Annotated in this window: 16 protein-coding genes and 1 tRNA gene; 7 read left to right on the top strand and 10 right to left on the bottom strand. The window is 43.9% G+C overall.

The features are described from left to right. Positions 1–157: 157 nt before the first annotated feature. Both L2755_RS17630 and orn read right to left on the bottom strand, forming a co-directional pair. Positions 158–233, bottom strand: a tRNA-Gly gene (locus L2755_RS17630). Positions 234–429: 196 nt separating this feature from the next. Beyond that, on the bottom strand, positions 430–975 hold the full coding sequence (orn, locus tag L2755_RS17625) for an oligoribonuclease (protein WP_248981987.1): 546 nt from the start codon (positions 973–975) through the stop codon (positions 430–432). Positions 976–1,099: 124 nt separating this feature from the next. Between orn and rsgA the strand changes: the two genes are divergently transcribed. The 5 genes from rsgA to L2755_RS17600 all read left to right on the top strand — a co-directional run bounded on the left by rsgA (position 1,100) and on the right by L2755_RS17600 (position 7,955). Further along, positions 1,100–2,167, top strand: coding sequence for a small ribosomal subunit biogenesis GTPase RsgA (gene rsgA / locus L2755_RS17620; RefSeq protein WP_248981986.1), 1,068 nt, complete (start codon positions 1,100–1,102; stop codon positions 2,165–2,167). A 24-nt stretch (positions 2,168–2,191) separates the two neighbouring features. Further along, positions 2,192–3,055: an archaetidylserine decarboxylase gene (gene asd / locus L2755_RS17615; RefSeq protein WP_248981985.1), complete on the top strand. Its 864-nt coding sequence runs from the start codon at positions 2,192–2,194 to the stop codon at positions 3,053–3,055. A gap of 9 nt (positions 3,056–3,064) precedes the next feature. Continuing rightward, a complete protein-coding gene (locus tag L2755_RS17610; protein WP_248981984.1) occupies positions 3,065–3,949 on the top strand; it encodes a DMT family transporter in 885 nt (294 codons plus the stop codon). A gap of 89 nt (positions 3,950–4,038) precedes the next feature. Beyond that, a complete protein-coding gene (locus tag L2755_RS17605; RefSeq protein WP_248981983.1) occupies positions 4,039–7,233 on the top strand; it encodes a mechanosensitive ion channel domain-containing protein in 3,195 nt (1,064 codons plus the stop codon). Between the two features lie 26 nt (positions 7,234–7,259). Then, positions 7,260–7,955, top strand: coding sequence for a glycerophosphodiester phosphodiesterase (locus L2755_RS17600; RefSeq protein WP_248981982.1), 696 nt, complete (start codon positions 7,260–7,262; stop codon positions 7,953–7,955). 84 nt (positions 7,956–8,039) lie between these two features. Here the strand turns inward: L2755_RS17600 and L2755_RS17595 are convergent, their stop codons facing one another. Further along, a complete protein-coding gene (locus L2755_RS17595) occupies positions 8,040–8,372 on the bottom strand; it encodes a DUF3392 domain-containing protein (RefSeq protein WP_248981981.1) in 333 nt (110 codons plus the stop codon). Positions 8,373–8,420: 48 nt separating this feature from the next. Here L2755_RS17595 and L2755_RS17590 point away from each other — a divergent pair, with 48 nt between their 5' ends. Both L2755_RS17590 and L2755_RS17585 read left to right on the top strand, forming a co-directional pair. Then, complete coding sequence (locus L2755_RS17590; RefSeq protein ID WP_248981980.1) at positions 8,421–9,347, top strand: D-2-hydroxyacid dehydrogenase; 927 nt, start codon at positions 8,421–8,423, stop codon at positions 9,345–9,347. A 206-nt stretch (positions 9,348–9,553) separates the two neighbouring features. After that, the gene (locus L2755_RS17585) at positions 9,554–9,745 is read left to right on the top strand and encodes a bacterioferritin-associated ferredoxin (protein ID WP_248981979.1); all 192 of its coding nucleotides are present in this window, start codon (positions 9,554–9,556) and stop codon (positions 9,743–9,745) included. Between the two features lie 72 nt (positions 9,746–9,817). Here L2755_RS17585 and parC read toward each other — a convergent pair whose 3' ends face one another. From parC to nudF, 7 genes are read right to left on the bottom strand one after another with little or no spacing between them, the layout of a single operon-like run. Beyond that, positions 9,818–12,085 (bottom strand): DNA topoisomerase IV subunit A, encoded by a 2,268-nt coding sequence (parC, locus tag L2755_RS17580; protein ID WP_248981978.1) that lies wholly within the window; start codon positions 12,083–12,085, stop codon positions 9,818–9,820. Further along, entirely contained in the window at positions 12,085–13,227 is a 1,143-nt protein-coding gene (locus tag L2755_RS17575; protein WP_248981977.1) for a PQQ-dependent sugar dehydrogenase, read from the bottom strand. The genes parC and L2755_RS17575 overlap by 1 nt, the downstream gene beginning before the upstream one ends. A 44-nt stretch (positions 13,228–13,271) precedes the next feature. Next, positions 13,272–15,158: a DNA topoisomerase IV subunit B gene (parE, locus tag L2755_RS17570; RefSeq protein ID WP_248981976.1), complete on the bottom strand. Its 1,887-nt coding sequence runs from the start codon at positions 15,156–15,158 to the stop codon at positions 13,272–13,274. Between the two features lie 55 nt (positions 15,159–15,213). Then, positions 15,214–15,786, bottom strand: coding sequence for a YqiA/YcfP family alpha/beta fold hydrolase (locus L2755_RS17565; RefSeq protein WP_248981975.1), 573 nt, complete (start codon positions 15,784–15,786; stop codon positions 15,214–15,216). Between the two features lie 29 nt (positions 15,787–15,815). After that, the gene (gene cpdA / locus L2755_RS17560; protein ID WP_248981974.1) at positions 15,816–16,655 is read right to left on the bottom strand and encodes a 3',5'-cyclic-AMP phosphodiesterase; all 840 of its coding nucleotides are present in this window, start codon (positions 16,653–16,655) and stop codon (positions 15,816–15,818) included. A 21-nt stretch (positions 16,656–16,676) separates the two neighbouring features. Then, entirely contained in the window at positions 16,677–17,111 is a 435-nt protein-coding gene (locus L2755_RS17555; protein WP_428847811.1) for a DUF1249 domain-containing protein, read from the bottom strand. A gap of 39 nt (positions 17,112–17,150) precedes the next feature. Further along, positions 17,151–17,768, bottom strand: coding sequence for an ADP-ribose diphosphatase (nudF, locus tag L2755_RS17550; protein ID WP_248981973.1), 618 nt, complete (start codon positions 17,766–17,768; stop codon positions 17,151–17,153). Between the last annotated feature and the right edge of the window lie 68 nt (positions 17,769–17,836).

The raw sequence follows: 17,836 nt of genomic DNA, 5'->3' as shown, positions 1-17,836 counted from the left end.
GTATCGCTCTACCAACTGAGCTAATGTCGCATAAATCTTTTCATTACACTCTAGCTGTACACATTAACTAAAGGTATCGTTCTTCACCTCTAGCAACTGAGCTAATGTCGCGTAAATCTTTTACCTACCGAACTTGGTCATTCGATAATTTTTAAATTGGAGCGACATATCAGGTTCGAACTGATGACCTATACCTTGGCAAGGTATCGCTCTACCAACTGAGCTAATGTCGCATAAATCTTTTAATCACGCACCAGCTGTACACATTATCTAAAGGTATCGTTCTCCGCCTTCAGCAACTGAGCTAATGTCGCATTTCAACTTTTTTACTTAATCGCTAAGTTTGCCGCTTAGCGAAAAGTTGAGGCCGCATTATATGAGAATTTCACTGCTCTGCAACCCCTTCTTGCAAATAAAATGACTGATTGCTTAAATTTTGAAAACTTTCGCTCGATAAAACTGCAATTCAGCGATAGATTCCTGAATATCGAGTAAAGCTTGATGGGTATTTTGTTTGGTAAAGCCTTTCATGGCTGCTGGCTCCCAACGTCGAACCAGTTCTTTTACTGTACTAACATCAATATTTCGGTAATGAAAGTAATCTTCGAGTGCTGGCATATAGCGGTTTAAAAATCGACGATCCTGTCCAATACTATTGCCACACATAGGTGAAGCACCTGCTGGAACATACTGCAACAAAAATGCAATCGTCTGTTCAATTGCATCTTGCTCACTAAACTCGCTTGCTTTTACACGCTTAACCAGCCCAGACGCTCCATGATGCTTTTGATTCCAATCATCCATCAATGCCAGTTGTTCATCAGACTGATGAATCGCAATAACAGGACCTTGTGCGATAATGTTCAGCTCTTTATCAGTCACTATAGTCGCAATTTCAATAATTCTATCGACTGCTGGCTCAAGCCCCGTCATTTCAAGATCGACCCAAATAAGGTTGTTTTCATCTATAGCCATTAAGAGACCTGTAATCCTTGTTAGCCTAAATTCAGGCTTTTTTGTTTAAGACGGTGTATCATACTGCTTTTTTAAGCGACAAAAAATCACCTTTATAATTGAAGGCTATTTACGTGAGTAATACGTGAGCAAAAAGAAACCATTAAGCCAAGGTCAGTTACGCAGAATGCGTAACAACCAGAAAAAGAAATTGCAAAGCAGCGATGCAGGCAAAAGAACACCTGAATTACAGGATAACTCTTTAGGCCCAGAGCAGTTAGGCACCATTATTTCTCGTTTTGGTCAGCATGCAGATGTTGAAACCGAAACAGGCCATTTAGCGCGCTGCAATATACGCCGAAATATTAAAAGTCTCGTTACTGGTGACAAAGTTATTGTGCGCTTAGCATTAACGAGTGAGTCAGGTGCTAGCCGAATTGAAGGTATTGTTGAAGCTGTTCACCCACGGCATTCTCTGCTTTCTAGACCCGATATGTACGATGGCGTAAAAATTATAGCCTCGAATATCGATCAGATCCTTATCGTCACTTCAGTAAAGCCTGCGTTTACCACGCAAATTATAGACCGCTATCTTGTCGCTTCGGAAGATACTGGAATTTCACCTGTTATCGTACTCAACAAAGTCGACCTTATTGCACCTGAAGAGCTACCTGAAATTGAAGCCGCACTGCAACGCTACCGCGATGTAGGTTACGACGTTTATAAGGTAAGTAGTAAAACCGGTGAAGGTGTCGAGCAAATAAACCAACTGATGAATGGAAAAGTGAGTGTGTTTGTCGGGCAATCAGGTGTAGGTAAATCATCGATAATTAACGCAATGATGCCAGACGCCGAGTTAGCCATTGGTGACATATCAGAGAACTCAGGCTTGGGTCAACATACAACGACTACAGCCAAGCTGCTGCATATATCTACTGGCGGCGATTTAATCGACTCTCCAGGTGTACGTGAGTTTGCCTTATGGCACCTCCCTCCTGAAAGAGTGGGCCAATGCTTTATTGAGTTCAGAGAATACTTAGGGACCTGTAAGTTTAGAGACTGTAAACACCTCAATGATCCTGGTTGCTCGATAACCGAAGCATTAGCAGCCGGTGATATCAGCGCTGATCGATATAATAACTATCATAAAATCATTGCCAGTCTGGATGAACAAAGACACGCTCGCCACTTTAGAGCTGGCCCTGACGAATAAAAATAGAACTTAAGGAATTTGAAATTGGATAAAGTCAAAATTGCGCTGCAGTATATTATGCCTAAGCACCTAATATCACGTCTTGTTGGCAAATTAGCCGCGGCTGAAATGGGCGCAGTAACCACGGCAGCAATTAAATGGTTTATCAAGCAATACAAGATTGATATGAGTGAAGCGGCGCAGCCCGCGCCTGAAGCTTATCCAACTTTTAATCAGTTTTTCACTCGTGCATTAAAGCCTGGCATTCGTCCACTTTGTGATGACAAAGATTATATCACCCATCCCGTGGATGGCGCGGTAAGTCAGCTTGGTCCAATTGAAGATGGTCGCATCTTTCAAGCTAAGGGCCATGATTACTCTTCACTAGCGTTACTCGGTGATCAGGCTGATGATGCAAAACGTTTTGAAGACGGTGATTTCGCTACAATTTATCTAGCACCGAAAGATTACCATCGTATTCATATGCCGATCAAAGGCACTCTGTCTAAAATGACATATGTACCCGGTGAGCTATTTTCAGTTAACCCGCTAACGGCGCAAAACGTTCCAGGATTATTCGCCCGAAATGAGCGAGTCGTGGCCATTTTTGAAACTGAAATTGGCCCAATAGCCATGGTACTTGTGGGTGCAACCATCGTTGCCAGCATTGAAACTGTTTGGGCTGGCACTGTTACCCCGCCAACAGGTCAAGACGTATTTACTTGGGATTACCCAACTGAAGGGCCTGCAGCGCTAACCCTTGAGAAAGGTGCAGAGATGGGACGTTTTAAACTGGGTAGCACTGTGGTGATGTTATTTGCTAAAGACGCGCTCGACGAGTTTGCTGATGGTGTTGAACCTTCAAGCATAACCCGTATGGGCCAAGCTTTTGCCAAAATTGAAGACTAAGCAACGCCATTGAATAGCAGTGATAAAAAAACAGGGCTACTTGAGCTACATCTAGCGGTACTACTTTTTGGTGGTACGGCCCTGTTTTCTAAACTCATCCCTTTGAGCGCATTAGACATAACAGTATTGCGTTGTGTTGTTGCAGCAGCAGTATTAGCGCTTATTGTTAAGTTGAGTAAGCAAAAGATAGCATTAGAAGCAGCGAAAGATTATCTGGTCGCTATTGGACTCGGTATTATTGTCAGCTTGCATTGGGTGACCTACTTTGCCTCTATGCAGTTGTCCTCCGTTGCCATTGGCATGATAGCTTTTTTCACCTATCCCGTTATGACTGTGCTCATAGAGCCATTAGTCACCAAAACAAAGCTAAAACTAGCCGATGTCATCAGTGGCTTTTTGGTATTAACTGGCGTTAGCCTTCTGATCCCCGAGGCTAGCCTTGGCAACGATGTTACCCTTGGCATTGCAATAGGCGTTCTGTCTGCCGCGCTATTCACCGCAAGAAACCTGCTACATAAACGCTATTTTGTACAATATAGCGGTCAACAAGCGATGTTCTATCAAACCATGGTCGCTGTGGCTTTCCTTGCGCCATGGTTCACAGCAGAAGTAAGCAGTATCGAGGACAATGTTTGGTGGCTAATAGTGCTACTTGGCGTAGTATTTACTGCAGCCCCGCATGCGCTATTCACTTCCGCACTGCGGTTACTCAGTGCCAAAACTGTCGGTTTAGTATCCTGTTTACAACCCTTTTATGGCGCGGTGTTAGCGTTACTTCTCCTCAGTGAAGACCTTGACCTCAAAACGATTATTGGCGGAACATTAGTGGTTGCCACCGCATTATTTGAAACTCAGCAGAGCCACAAGTCACAACGGATTAAAAAGACCGTTTAGAGCGATATACTCAAACGACTTGGGTATATTTATCTCAATAACTTGGCTACTATGAGTAAGTCCTTTTCGATTTATGCAAGCTGCTAATCATGCATCGTTTTTTATTGGTTTTCCTGTGTTTTATTTGCACTATAGCCAACGCTAATCCGCCAACTCAACTTGAAAAAAGGTTGGGCTTAAGCCCATCGCTCAACAGCAGCAACACACCTCAAGAGCAGCTGACGCTACTTGAAAGTAAAACCAGTGAGTTAATTCTCACCGAAGAAAATGCTAGAGCGCTAGTCAACAATTTTGACCTGCATAAATCAAATCTACGCAATCAGATCAGAGAGGCGCAACAGCCCATTGCTTGGTCCAATAAACAAGAATTGAACCAACAAGGCTCGCTAGCCTACTTACGTTTATCAGAACTTAAAGATATCGACGTCAGTTTAAGTGATAAAATAAATAGCTTAATAGAATCACTAGATAACCTTCCTGAAGCCTTAAGCAAGGCAAGAGCCACACTCACTAAACATAAAAAGAATCGTATTTCCAACGAACAAACTCTTACTAACCAATTACTAACCGCTCAAAGAATGCTATATCAACAGCGAGTAGCCACGTTAGAGGCGATGTTAGCAAGCAGCCAGAAAGAGATCGATCTCAATCAACTGCAACTCAAATTAGTACGAGAGCAACTGCTGCAGCAAGAGCAATTAATTGAGCGTCTCAATCAAGAGCTCGATTTACAACGACATAAACGCACGGAGGCTGCTATCGCTAGCAGCTTGTTGCCTGAGTCAAACGGCACAGATCCGATAGCCCAAGCCATTAGCGAAGCCAATTTAACTTATGGTGAGACGTTAAAAACGCTCAACATAAAAATAAGCCAAGCGCTGACTCAACAAGAGCAAGCGGAAGCGCAATACCAATTGCAAGCTAAACAGTTGACCAATATCCAGCAGCAGATAAGTTGGATTAAACTAAACTCGGCTTTCGGCGAGCGTTTTTTGCAAATGTTGCAAGCACTGCCTAAACCGCCAAGCCAAGATCCTGTCCAAAATGAAATTGCTAATGCACGACTAGCGCGCTATCAAATCGAGCAAGCGCAAACCCTCAATGTACAACAACTCAACAGCACGTTTGAGCCGACACAATTGCATGCAAAGCTGCTTATATCTCAAGAGCTATTATTGCAACAGTTATTACAAAATTATGACCAGTATTTAAGTGAGCTTGCTAATTTAAGAGTGAGTAATGAGCAACTTAACCAGCAGTATTTGACCCTAAGAGATACCTTAAACGAACACCTATTCTGGGTACCAAATGCTAATCGAATCGGCGGTTTATGGCTTACCGATCTGCATCAAAGTGTGCAATGGATGATCCAGCAAGCCCCCTGGAAGCAGCTGCAAAGCTCAGTCAGCGAACAAGGTGGCTTGTGGTCGTGGTGGTTGATCTTATTTATCGTCAGCCTAATTGCACAAGATATTCTTACTCCCAAATTCAAAGCAGCCATGCGCCGTGAACTGCCTTTTGTCGGCAATGTGACCCAAGATAAGTTTATTTATACATGGCATGTACTCGTTAACTCAGTCAGCTATAGCCTACTAAAACCCCTATCCATTGTGTTGGCGGGGGCAATTTTCTATCAATCGAGCCTTAATTTTGTGTCTGCTATTGGCATGGGCGTTATGGCAATAGGGACCTTTTACCAGCTCTATCGCCTTGTGTATCTACTAGCGTTAGATAAAGGGCTGTTAATCAACCACTTCAAAGCACAACGTAATCTTATTCGTGCAGGGCAAGAGAGGTTTAAACAACTCACTATTATGGTTATGCCATTTTTGGGGCTTGCCGCATTTGCAGAAGTCATCGACACTTCCCTGGTTAGAAACAGTCTTGGCCGCGGTGCATTTATTATTTTTTGCTTAATGCTGTTCTGGTTCTATAAAGATATTTTAAATATTTCTAATCGTGAGAATAAGCATCACCAAAAGGATAAAAATAGAAAACTAGTCCAAAAGCTCCTGTGGGCCATGCTGATCATTACCCCCATTGCCTGTGCAATTTTAGCGTTCCTCGGTTACTACTACACCGCATTTCAGATGTTTTTACAGCTGCAGTTATCACTCATTTTCGGCTTAGGATTCTTACTACTATATCAATTGACTAAACGCTGGATGCTTATTGAAAGACGCCGCATTGCATTCGATCGCGCTAAAGCTAAACGTGCAGAGGTACTTGCTCAGCGTGAAAAAGGCGAAGTTAACGCGCCAGAACAATTAGATACCTATGAAGAGCCCGAGGTCGATTTAGAGACCATTTCCGGCCAATCTCTTGGCTTGGTGCGCTCATTGTTACTTTTAGCTTTCTTAGCCAGTATCGTCGGTCTGTGGACCCAAACCCATACAGCCTTGTTCTCTTTACTCGATGGTGTGACGTTATGGTCTAGCAATACTACCCTCAATGGTATTGAGCAGCAGTTACCGATAACCTTAAAGTCACTGCTACTGGCGTTTATCATTGTTGGCTTTTCGATGATGATTGCCACCAATCTACCTGGTCTGATTGAGTTAACCATCCTGCAACGGCTCGATTTAAGCCAAGGAACAGGCTTTGCGCTTACCACTGTGAGCCGCTACCTGGTGATATTTTTCGGTATATTGAGTGGTTTCTCAACACTGGGAATGGAGTGGTCTAAACTGCAGTGGCTAGTCGCTGCACTATCGGTCGGTTTGGGTTTTGGTCTACAAGAGATCTTTGCCAACTTTATCTCTGGTCTGATTATTTTGTTTGAAAAACCGGTTAGAATTGGCGATACGGTAACCATTAGAGATCTCACTGGCACGGTGAGTAAAATTCAAATTCGAGCAACCACCATTATTGACTGGGATCGCAAAGAGATTATTGTTCCCAACAAGGCCTTTATTACCGAGCAACTCATTAACTGGTCGCTGTCCGATCCGATTACGCGGGTGATAGCCTATGTCTCGGTAGCGCGTGATTCCGATCCAGCTCGCGTGGAAGCGGCGCTTTATCAAGCAGTACAAGAGTGTGATGACGCGCTACTAACGCCCGAGCCTGAAGTTTGGTTTGCCGGCTTTGGCAAACATACTCAAGACTTTGAAGTGAGAGCTTATGCAAAAGATATGGGCACCCGTTGGCCATTAAGACATAAGTTGCACAAACAGATCAGCAAGAAGTTACGCGATAACAACTTAGTACTCGCCTACCCTCAACTGGAAGTGCATCTATCACAAGGGCAGAGTAAAGACGTTCAAAGCTTAATAAGAAGCTAATATCCAATGATCCAAGAAGCTAACTAATGAAGATATATGCTCACCGCGGCGCGAGTGGTTCCGCCCCTGAAAATACCCTCAAAGCGTTTATGAAAGCGATTGAACTCGGCGCTAATGCCGTTGAGCTGGATATTCATTTGGTTGAAGGCGAACTCTATGTTTTTCATGATAGACGGCTCGAAGCCAAAAGCTCAGGCAAAGGCCTAATCGGTAAAGCGAGTAAACAATATGTAGCAGGTATCACCGTCTCAGGTGAAGCTATCCCCACACTAGCGGAGGTGTTGGCAGCGTTAAAACCTTACAACATTGAGATCAACATCGAGCTTAAAGGGCTATCGGTTCTGCCTGCCTTTATAGCTCTATACGCTAATCTAATCCAGCAACCAAATTATGATCCAAGCAGGCTGTTAATCTCATCTTTTAATCACCCGATGCTTAAAACGTTTAAGCAGTCTTTTCCCAGTGCCAATGTTGCGCCGCTCATCGAGGGGGTGCCATTAAATTTAGCACAAGTGGTTAGCGAACTCGACGCATACTCTATCCATTTAGGCCTGAGTTTTGTCACCGAAGAGATGATTAATGATGCACATCAACGCGGGGCTAAGGTTTATGTTTATACGGTGGATTTCTCGGACGATATAACGATGTTGGCAGCACTTGGAGTCGATGGAATCTTCACTAACTTTCCCGCTAGAGCCATAGATACATTAGCGGAAAGTTAACCGTTATCAGACTCATTCCCCGCCGATGATTTAGATATCTATTTCCCAAAATAGAATAATATAATCTACACTAAAATGAACAGCTTAAACTTGTTTGTTCCGTTGAGCCCAGCCACCAATAGCGACAAACATCGCGATAACAAGCATGAACAGCCAGTGTGAAGGTACTCTAGCCATATATTGCGCTAGAACAGGGCTTAGTTTCACTATAATTAAGCCATAGCCGAATGCATTAACTAACACGAAAATGAATGTACGGATAATGAAAGAACGCCCGGTTAGATAGCGACGTAAAAAACGGTTAATATCGCTACCAAAAACAACAAGTGCACACGCAACAATGGCTGTTGAAGCTTCTGTTAGCCAAGGATAGATAAACGAACCTAAATAGCTCAGAAACTCAATTAATTTAGACATAAAAACACTCGAATACAACAACGTAGAGCTAGGATAAAGGGAGTCAGCATGGGACACAAGCTACTATTACTTACCAGAGAAAATGAACGATATCGTCAGCTTTTGGCTTCTTGTCATCTGCCTAACATCCATATTTTGGATGATAACCCACAAAATATTTTTAACGCGGACCTCTGGCTTGCAGAACCCAGCCTCGCAGCCCCCATACTGCCTCACGCAGCCAATTTAAAATGGATGCAGTCAACTTTTGCTGGAGTGGATGCGTTAGTGAAGCCGAGGCAACGCCGAGACTATGAATTGACCAATGTGCGTGGGATTTTTGGTCCATTGATGAGTGAATACATGTTTGGTTACCTTTTAGCCTACCAGCGAGAGCACTTTAAGTATAGAAGTCAGCAAGCGCAGAAAGTATGGCTTCCTGGCAGCTACAAGACGTTACAAGGGCAAAACCTATTGCTGCTAGGAACAGGTTCTATCGCTAAGCATATCGCCCAAACCGCTAAGCATTTCGGCATGCATGTTATTGGTATTAATCGCGGTGCAAAACCGACTAAAGGTTTTGATGAAGTCGACACCTTAGCCAATCTAACCCACTACCTACCAAGGGCTGATGCCGTCGCCAGTATTTTACCGAGTACCCCTGAGACTCGAGGCGCACTTAACCAGCATACGCTATCGCTATTAAAGAAAGAGGTGGTGTTATTTAACCTAGGTAGAGGCGATGTGCTCGATTTAGACGCCTTATATATTCAGCTGATCCAAAACCAGCAGCAACAGGCTATCCTTGACGTATTTAATCAAGAACCTTTACCAGAAGATCACCCTATTTGGTCACTCGACAATGTGGTGATTACGCCACATATAGCCGCGCCTAGTTTTCCAGAGCAAGTGGTAGAGATCTTTTCAGAAAACTACCATAAGTGGATAAAGGGAGAAGAGCTATCTCATCGAGTCCATTTCGAACGCGGCTACTAGGCCTATTTTAAACACCGTAGCAATATATCGACAAGTAAGCATAAAACATGACCAAGTCGTCAAGTTGCCACTCGGTTGTGATCCACTGCAAGCTTTTTAATAACTGCAAATATAAACAACGACTGATAACTATTCTCACTAGTTATTAGCATTGAGAATCGTTTTCATTTATACTTCGTGCATATTCGATTGCTGGATCACCCTATATGTACGTTTGCCTTTGTCATGCAATTACAGATACACAGATTAAAGAAGCGGTTAGCCAAGGCGATGCTTCATTAGCTGATGTAAAAAGGCGCCTCGGCGTTGCAGACCAATGTGGTAAGTGTGCCAAAATGGCAACGCAAATAATCCAAAGACAGGTCGATATCGAACCCAATTATTATGAAGTCGCTTAGTATTAAGTGACTTTATAAAAAAATGCAGCCATAGGGCTGCATTTTTTATGTCTGTTCATTCAAACTTCAACGCTATTCCTGCTGCTCGCCTTCACCTAGCTCAACGCTATCAACACGCTGCAGCCCACGAGGCAACTTAGCCCCTCTGCGACCACGCTCTCCGCGATAATGCTCCAAATCACTTGGTTTTAAGGTTAGCTTGCGTTTACCGGCCCACAAAGTAATCGGCATACCTTCGGGGATAACCTGAAGATGCGTTAACAGCTCCTCACGGTTCTTAGCCCGTTCAGTCGGTATACCAATGATCTTGTTACCCTTACCTTTTGTCAGTTGCGGTAAAGCATCTAATGAGAACAGTAGCATCCTGCCTTCATTAGTGATCGCCAATATAGATTGTGCTGCTGATTTATCGACTTTTTGTGGCAGTAATACCTTCGCGTTGGCAGGTAAGCTTAACAAGGCTTTACCCGCTTTATTACGCGATATCATATCTTTATTCGCCACTATAAATCCGTAACCGGCATCAGAGGCCAAAATATAACACTGCTTTTCATCAGCCAACAACACATGCTCCACTGTTGCACCGGGCGCTAGATTAAAGCGGGTCGTTATAGGTTCGCCTTGAGAGCGCGCTGACGGCAACGTATGAGTCTCAGTGGCGAATGACCTACCGGAAGTATCAATAAAGACACTCGGTTGATTACTGCGGCCTGGCGCGGCACAGAGGTATTCATCCCCCGCTTTATAAGACAAACTCTTGCCATCAATATCGTGGCCCTTGGCGCACCGCACCCAGCCTTTTGCTGATAATACAACGGTAACAGACTCAACAGGGACGAGTTCTTGCTCGGTCAGTGCCTTTGACTCTCCACGCTCGACCAGTGGTGAGCGGCGTTCATCACCGTAGTCTTCGCCATCTCTAATCAGTTCTTTTTTAATGAGCGTTTTCATACGACGTTCGGAGCTTAAAAGCAGTTGTAGCTTGTCACGTTCTGCGGCTAGCTCATTTTGCTCAGATTGAATCTTAAACTCTTCTAACTTAGCTAGGTGGCGCAGCTTTAGATCCAGAATCGCATCAGCTTGTTTATCTGACAGATTGAATCTTGTCATCAACTCAGCTTTGGGTTCATCATGAAAACGAATGATCTCAATGACTTCATCGATATTCAAAAATGCGATCATCAAGGCATCAAGAATGTGCAGTCTGGCTAAGATTTTATCTAGACGATATTCTAAACGACGCTTAACCGTTGTCATCCGAAAAACCAACCATTCAGTCAATATTTCAAGAAGACCTTTAACCTGTGGTCGTCCGTTCAACCCTAATATATTAAGATTAACTCGAAAGCTTTTCTCTAGATCGGTGGTCGCAAAAAGGTGCGCCATCATCTGATCGCAATCGACGCGGTTAGAGCGCGGCACAATGATCATCCGCACAGGGCTTTCGTGATCAGACTCATCACGTAAATCCGTTACCATAGGCAACTTCTTAGCCTGCATCTGCGCCGCAATCTGCTCCAATATCTTACCGCTACTGGCTTGATGCGGCAGTGCAGTAATGACCACCTCACCATCTTCTACACTGTATACAGCTCTGGCTCTAATCGAGCCGCGACCCGTCTGATATATTTTGACGATATCCGCTTTAGGGGTAATGATCTCCGCCTCAGTTGGATAATCAGGTCCTGTAACGAACTCCATCAAACGAGGTAGATCGGCCTTCGGATTATCGAGTAATTCGATACAAGCGCCCACGAGCTCCTTCACATTGTGTGGCGGCACATCAGTCGCCATACCAACAGCAATACCTGTGATGCCGTTGAGTAGGATATGAGGCAACCGAGCAGGCATGACTAGCGGTTCTTTCATGGTGCCATCAAAGTTAACGCCCCAATCAACGGTCCCTTGGCCGAGCTCACTTAACAGAACTTCAGAGAATTTTGACAGTCTAGCTTCGGTATATCGCATCGCCGCAAATGACTTAGGATCATCTGGCGCCCCCCAGTTTCCCTGGCCGTCGACCAACGGATAACGGTAGGAGAACGGTTGCGCCATCAGTACCATGGCTTCATAACAGGCGCTATCACCGTGAGGGTGATATTTACCGAGCACGTCGCCGACGGTACGAGCAGATTTCTTATGCTTTGACTGTGCAGACAAGCCAAGCTCGCTCATGGCGTAAATGATACGCCTTTGAACAGGTTTGAGTCCGTCACCAATATGCGGCAGAGCACGGTCCATGATCACGTACATGGAATAATTAAGGTATGCTTCTTCCGTGAAGCGGCGCATTGGCATCTGCTCTACACCGTCTAAGCTTAAATCTATCGCATCACTCATTAATCATTATCCTGTGACTGATTTTTTTGTGGATTTTTGTAATACAAGCGGTAAATGTTGCCCTTAAAATCATCCGAAATATACATGCCACCATCGGGTGCTGTAATTAATGAGTGGGGTCTGGCAACCGGAAACTCTCCATCTAAAAAGCTAACAACGGTACTACGTTTAACGACTTGTTTATCTTCTATCTCAAGCATCACTATCTGGTAACCGACTTTGCTTGAGCGGTTCCATGAACCATTTTCAGCAACAAACATTTGATTTCTGTAACGCTCTGGAAACTGTTCACCGCGATAAAAGTGCAGCCCCATAGGTGCAACGTGAGCGGGTAACTCAAATTGAGGAGCGACCACTTTCAAGTTTTCGGGCTTATTATAAGCAGGCTCAATAATATCTGTAGCGTGAATATAGGGAAAGCCGTAATGGCTGCCTACGGTTTCAACCTTATTGATCTCATCGGGTGGCAGGTTATCTCCCATCCAGTCTCGGCTTAAGTCAGAAAACCATAATTCCTTGTCTTTAACTGACCAATCAAAAGCGCCGACTCGGCGAACGCCGCTAACAATTTGCTCGCTTTCACCGGTATTGACATCGATTGCAATAATACTACCAAACGGTGTTTCTGGCTCACACACATTACATGTCGAACCAATAGCAATATAAAGCTTACCGTCTGGACCAAAATGCATGGCTCGTTTACTTTTTTTGGTGTTGCCAGGTAAACGATCATAAACCTCTTTAGGCCGTCCAGGGCGTCTTAGTCGTGACTCAATATCAACAAACCTTAAGACTCGATCATCTTCAACGACATAAAGAGCACCATCTTTAAAAGCTATCGCTTCGGGATAATGTAGCCCTTTAGCAATGGTATAGCGTTTATCGACTCTACCATCCTGATTAGCATCGACGAGTGCCGTTATGGTTCCCTCTTTGTAGGAACCAACAAACAGCGTGCCGTTGCTGCCTAAGGCCAGCTGTTTAGCATCGCCCAGATCGGAAGCAAATAGCGTTAAGCCAAAGCCTTTAGAGACAGTGATCATCACAGGCTCGGCTGCGATACTCGCAGTGCTATAAATAAGCTGCACAAATATTGCGGACAAACCGATAAATATTTGTTTGGGGTAATTTTCAAACGTCATTATTATTCTTTTAGTTTAATGCTCTGTTGATGTATGCGATCTATCTAGATCTGCGCTAAATCGCCTTTCGTCTCCAACCAAATTTTTCTGTCGCCAGAACGTTTTTTCGCTAATAACATATCCATGAGTGCCAATGTATCATCGACATCATCAATGGTCAGTTGAACTAATCGACGGGTATTGGGATCCATTGTGGTCTCACGCAGCTGCAGTGGATTCATTTCACCCAGGCCTTTAAATCGTGTTACCTGTACCTTTCCTTTACGCTTTTCTGCTGCGATGCGGTCAAGAATCCCCTCTCTTTCTGCTTCATCGAGTGCATAGAAAACATCTTTACCAATATCGATTCGAAACAAAGGTGGCATCGCCACATAGATGTGTCCTTGCTCGACCAGTACACGGTAATGCTTCATAAATAGTGCACACAACAGGGTGGCAATATGCAGTCCGTCGGAGTCAGCATCCGCTAAAATACATATTTTGCCATACCTTAATTCTGAAATATCACTGCTATCAGGGTCACAACCAATCGCGACCGAGATATCATGAACCTCTTGTGATGCCAGCACTTGCGACGCATCGACTTCCCAAGTATTTAGGATTTTACCACGCAGTGGCATTATCGCTTGAAATTCACGATCACGCGCTTGCTTAGCACTACCGCCAGCGGAGTCACCTTCCACCAAGAATAGTTCGCCGCGCATCGGGTCTTGACCACTGCAATCGGTCAGTTTCCCTGGCAGTGCAGGCCCTGAAGTAATACGTTTACGCGCCACTTTCTTGGCAGCTTTTAAGCGTTTCTGTGCATTGTTAATGCACAGTTCTGCCAAAGCTTCAGCTTGCTCTGTATTGGTGTTTAGCCACAGGCTAAATGCATCACGCACAATTCCAGATACAAAAGCAGCACATTGGCGACTTGATAGTTTCTCTTTAGTTTGCCCTGAAAATTGTGGATCTTGCATCTTGATAGACAAAATATAGGTGCAACGATCCCAGATATCTTCAGGGGTTAACTTGATACCCCTTGGCATCAAATTTCTAAAATCGCAAAACTCACGCATGGCTTCAAGCAAGCCTTGCCTGAAGCCATTGACGTGCGTACCACCTAGCGGTGTTGGAATAAGATTGACGTAACTCTCATTCAAGTAATCTCCACCTTCAGGCAACCAAGTGATAGCCCAATCAGCAGCTTCAACATTGCCCTTGAAGTTGCCAACAAACGGTACTTCTGGCAACGTAGGCGCACCATCAATTGACGACTTTAAGTAATCTTCTAAACCACTTTCAAAAAACCATTCTTGTGTCTCATTATTCTGCTTGTTTACAAACTTAATTCTTAAACCTGGACACAACACCGCCTTTGCTTTGAGCAAATAAGTGAGCTTACTGACTGAAAAATTACCGGAATCAAAATAACTAACGTCAGGCCAAAAATGGACTCGAGTACCGGTATTTCGTCGACCACAGGTCCCCGTCACACGTAGTTCTTCGACTTTTTCGCCGTGCTCAAAAGCCATATCATAGACTTCAGCATTACGCCTTACAGTGATTTCAACTCGATTAGACAGTGCGTTAACAACCGAGATCCCAACCCCATGCAAACCACCAGAGAATTGGTAGCTTTTATTAGAAAACTTACCACCAGCATGTAGCTTAGTGAGGATCAACTCAACCCCGGGGATCCCCTCTTCAGGGTGAATATCCACCGGCATACCACGGCCGTCATCGGTGACTTCGAGTGAATTGTCGACGTGTAAGATAACGTCGATTCGGCTAGCATGCCCAGCAAGTGCCTCATCGACACTATTATCAATGACTTCTTGCCCTAAATGGTTCGGGCGCGAAGTATCGGTATACATACCCGGGCGACGTTTTACAGGGTCAAGTCCGTTTAGGACTTCAATAGCATCTGCGGTGTATTGATTTGTCATGGCACACATTTTTTTTTGTTATTCAGGCCATGTTGCGGCCCTACTGGTCTATTTGTCAAGAAAACAGGTATTCACAAATAGAAATCAGCTGGTCTTCATAGCCAATAAAGCTATGGTCACCGTCTGGTTCTATTAACAGTTTACAACAATGATACTTCTGAACAGCCTGTTTATAGTCGAGTACTTCATCGCCTGTTTGTAACAGTACATAAAAGCGATCAGGATTGATAATGGCTGTAGTATCGAACTCAGCGACATCCTGTTTATGCTTAACTGAAACCTGATAAGTTTCATTTGTGTAGGGATTGTACTGAGTGCCAATGAATTCATCAAACAGTTCGAAGGGTTTTACCGCTGGATTAATCAAAACTGCGCGTCCACCGTAGTTTTCAGCCAAATAACTGGCAAAATAGCCCCCGAGTGAAGAACCAATATAGGTTAACGGCTCATTTACTGCTTGTGCTTTTTCGACAATTTGAATCAATAACGCCATTGCCTCTAGTGGTTCACTCGGCAACTGTGGTTGATAAAAGCTTAACTCGGGATGGTGTTGCTTAATAAAACTTGCAGTAACAAGTCCTTTCTCTGAAAAAGGAGAGCTATTAAATCCATGAATATAAAGCAGCATAGTTCCTCACGCTGCGGTTTTTTATCGACTTAATAACCGCCAGCTTCATTGTCAGGTGAAAAATTTTCACCTGGTACCCGATATACGTTGGTTAGGATGCTACCATCAGACTTCAGCTCCAGCAAACGGTAACCCGGTTGAAGTGCATCTAATGCAAAATAGGGAGATTTGGGTTTAAATTGAATGCAGGTAGATGGTGTAGCCATCAACTTGACTGGCCCAGTCGGGCCTAAGTGAACGGTATCAACATTTTGGTGAATATGCCCCCAAAGTAGCCCTTTAACTTGCTTATAACGCGAAACCTGTTGAATAAAGTCACTGCCGTTATCCATGCAATGTTGATCTAACCAAGCACAGCCAGCAAGAATAGGGTTGTGATGCATCACCAGTAAGGTGTAGCGGTTAGGTTCAGCGTTAATCGCACTATCAATCAGGCCTAATTCTGCATCAGACATGTGCCCGCCAGGTCGGCCTCGAACGGTAGAGTCGAGCATAATAATCTGCCAATTACCTGCCAATATTCTTTTTTGCCCATGTACCTTTTCACCCTGCATGTGCAGATTCATAATACGTGGGTCGTCATGATTGCCAGGCAAATAATGACAAGGCATGTTTAAGGGGGCAATCGCATCGACAAAATTATGGTAAGACTCATTTGAGTAGTCTTGACTGATATCCCCGGTCGCCAACATAAAATGTGCTGGGTAATCAACAGCGGCGATGGTATTCAAAACGGCATTTAAGCTTTGAGAGGTGTTCACACCTAATAATTGAGCTTCAGGATCAGCAAAAAGGTGTGGATCGGTGACCTGCACCATTCTCACACTGCCTGATTCAGAAATTGAATAAGAGATTGCCTCTTTTAGCAAAGTAATTACCTAAATATCAGATTAACAAATAAATTTGGTCAAGTTATCTATCTTCAATAACTCTTCAAGAAACGCATTCACTTGATACTTCTCATCACGATGATGCATATGCATATTTGGATAATCATACACCGGACGTAATTGATAAATCTGTTGACTAGTTAACACTTCTGCTAATTTAGCATCGTGATAGATGCGCACAGATACTTTGGGGGTTGACACTAACGCATGACCGCCGGCCCATCTTGAAATTTCGACCAGTTGAGTATATTTGGTATTTTCCAGCAAACGAACATCCAGCCGGCCAAATTCACCATCAACTTGCCAGTGCTTCCCTTCGCTAGGCTCCAGTGTAAGCCAACGCTGAATATGCATATAGTTACGAGCACAGACAGCCAAAAACTGGCTGATATTTGGCTGGTACTTGTTCTTACGGGCGTATGCTACTTTCGACACGATATAATTCCAAGGGTTTTTTAAGCCGAGTAATAATGATTATTTTTCATGATGACTTTCAAGCAGATCTTGATAGTTGAGCTGTAGCCATTGGAGACCAATGACAGTAGAGGCGTTATCGATTTGGCCATCAGTCATCATTTTGTAAGCAAATTCTCTATCCACAACATGTACTTTGATGTCTTCATGCTCTTCAGGTAAACCGTAGTTTCCATCAGCATTGGATGAATCAACGGCTGCCCAATAAAAATCAAACCGTTCGCTGGTACCACCGGGGCTGGCAAAGTATTGATTCACCTTAGTGACACTCAATGCATCAAGACCCGTTTCCTCTTTAAGCTCTTTAATGGCCACCTGTTCAGACTCTTGACCAGCGTCAATCATGCCTGCGACTAACTCAAACAACCAAGGCGATTTAGCACTCTCAAGCACAGGAATGCGGATCTGCTCAATCAGCACCACTTTATCGTTAATTGGATCGTAAGGTAACACGACCACAGCATGGCCCCTTTCGAACACCTCTCTAATGATCTCACCGCTCCAACCGCCATCAAATAGCCGATGTTTAAAGCGATACTCCTCCATTTTAAAGAAGCCTTTATACAAGGTTTTCTTAGCGAATAACTCAACATCTTCATGAGTAAAAGTACTGTTCATTTAATCTCCAAAACCTACTTATTTATCAAGGTGTTTATGCCAAAAAAAGGCCAAATAAAAATATTAAT

The organism is Shewanella abyssi, from assembly GCF_023284025.1.
Classification (GTDB): Bacteria; Pseudomonadota; Gammaproteobacteria; order Enterobacterales; family Shewanellaceae; genus Shewanella; species Shewanella abyssi.
The sequence above is the reverse complement of the archived record's forward strand: the minus strand, read 5'-3'. Positions and strand labels throughout refer to the sequence as shown.

What these genes read in the sequence shown, in the direction of transcription:
- L2755_RS17600 (WP_248981982.1), top strand. Translation starts at nt 7,260, where the DNA reads ATGAAGATATATGCTCACCGCGGCGCGAGTGGTTCCGCCCCTGAAAAT.
- L2755_RS17595 (WP_248981981.1), bottom strand. Translation starts at nt 8,372, where the DNA reads ATGTCTAAATTAATTGAGTTTCTGAGCTATTTAGGTTCGTTTATCTAT.
- L2755_RS17590 (WP_248981980.1), top strand. Translation starts at nt 8,421, where the DNA reads ATGGGACACAAGCTACTATTACTTACCAGAGAAAATGAACGATATCGT.
- L2755_RS17565 (WP_248981975.1), bottom strand. Translation starts at nt 15,786, where the DNA reads ATGCTGCTTTATATTCATGGATTTAATAGCTCTCCTTTTTCAGAGAAA.
- L2755_RS17575 (WP_248981977.1), bottom strand. Translation starts at nt 13,227, where the DNA reads ATGACGTTTGAAAATTACCCCAAACAAATATTTATCGGTTTGTCCGCA.
- parC (WP_248981978.1), bottom strand. Translation starts at nt 12,085, where the DNA reads ATGAGTGATGCGATAGATTTAAGCTTAGACGGTGTAGAGCAGATGCCA.
- parE (WP_248981976.1), bottom strand. Translation starts at nt 15,158, where the DNA reads ATGACAAATCAATACACCGCAGATGCTATTGAAGTCCTAAACGGACTT.
- L2755_RS17585 (WP_248981979.1), top strand. Translation starts at nt 9,554, where the DNA reads ATGTACGTTTGCCTTTGTCATGCAATTACAGATACACAGATTAAAGAA.
- L2755_RS17605 (WP_248981983.1), top strand. Translation starts at nt 4,039, where the DNA reads ATGCATCGTTTTTTATTGGTTTTCCTGTGTTTTATTTGCACTATAGCC.
- orn (WP_248981987.1), bottom strand. Translation starts at nt 975, where the DNA reads ATGGCTATAGATGAAAACAACCTTATTTGGGTCGATCTTGAAATGACG.
- nudF (WP_248981973.1), bottom strand. Translation starts at nt 17,768, where the DNA reads ATGAACAGTACTTTTACTCATGAAGATGTTGAGTTATTCGCTAAGAAA.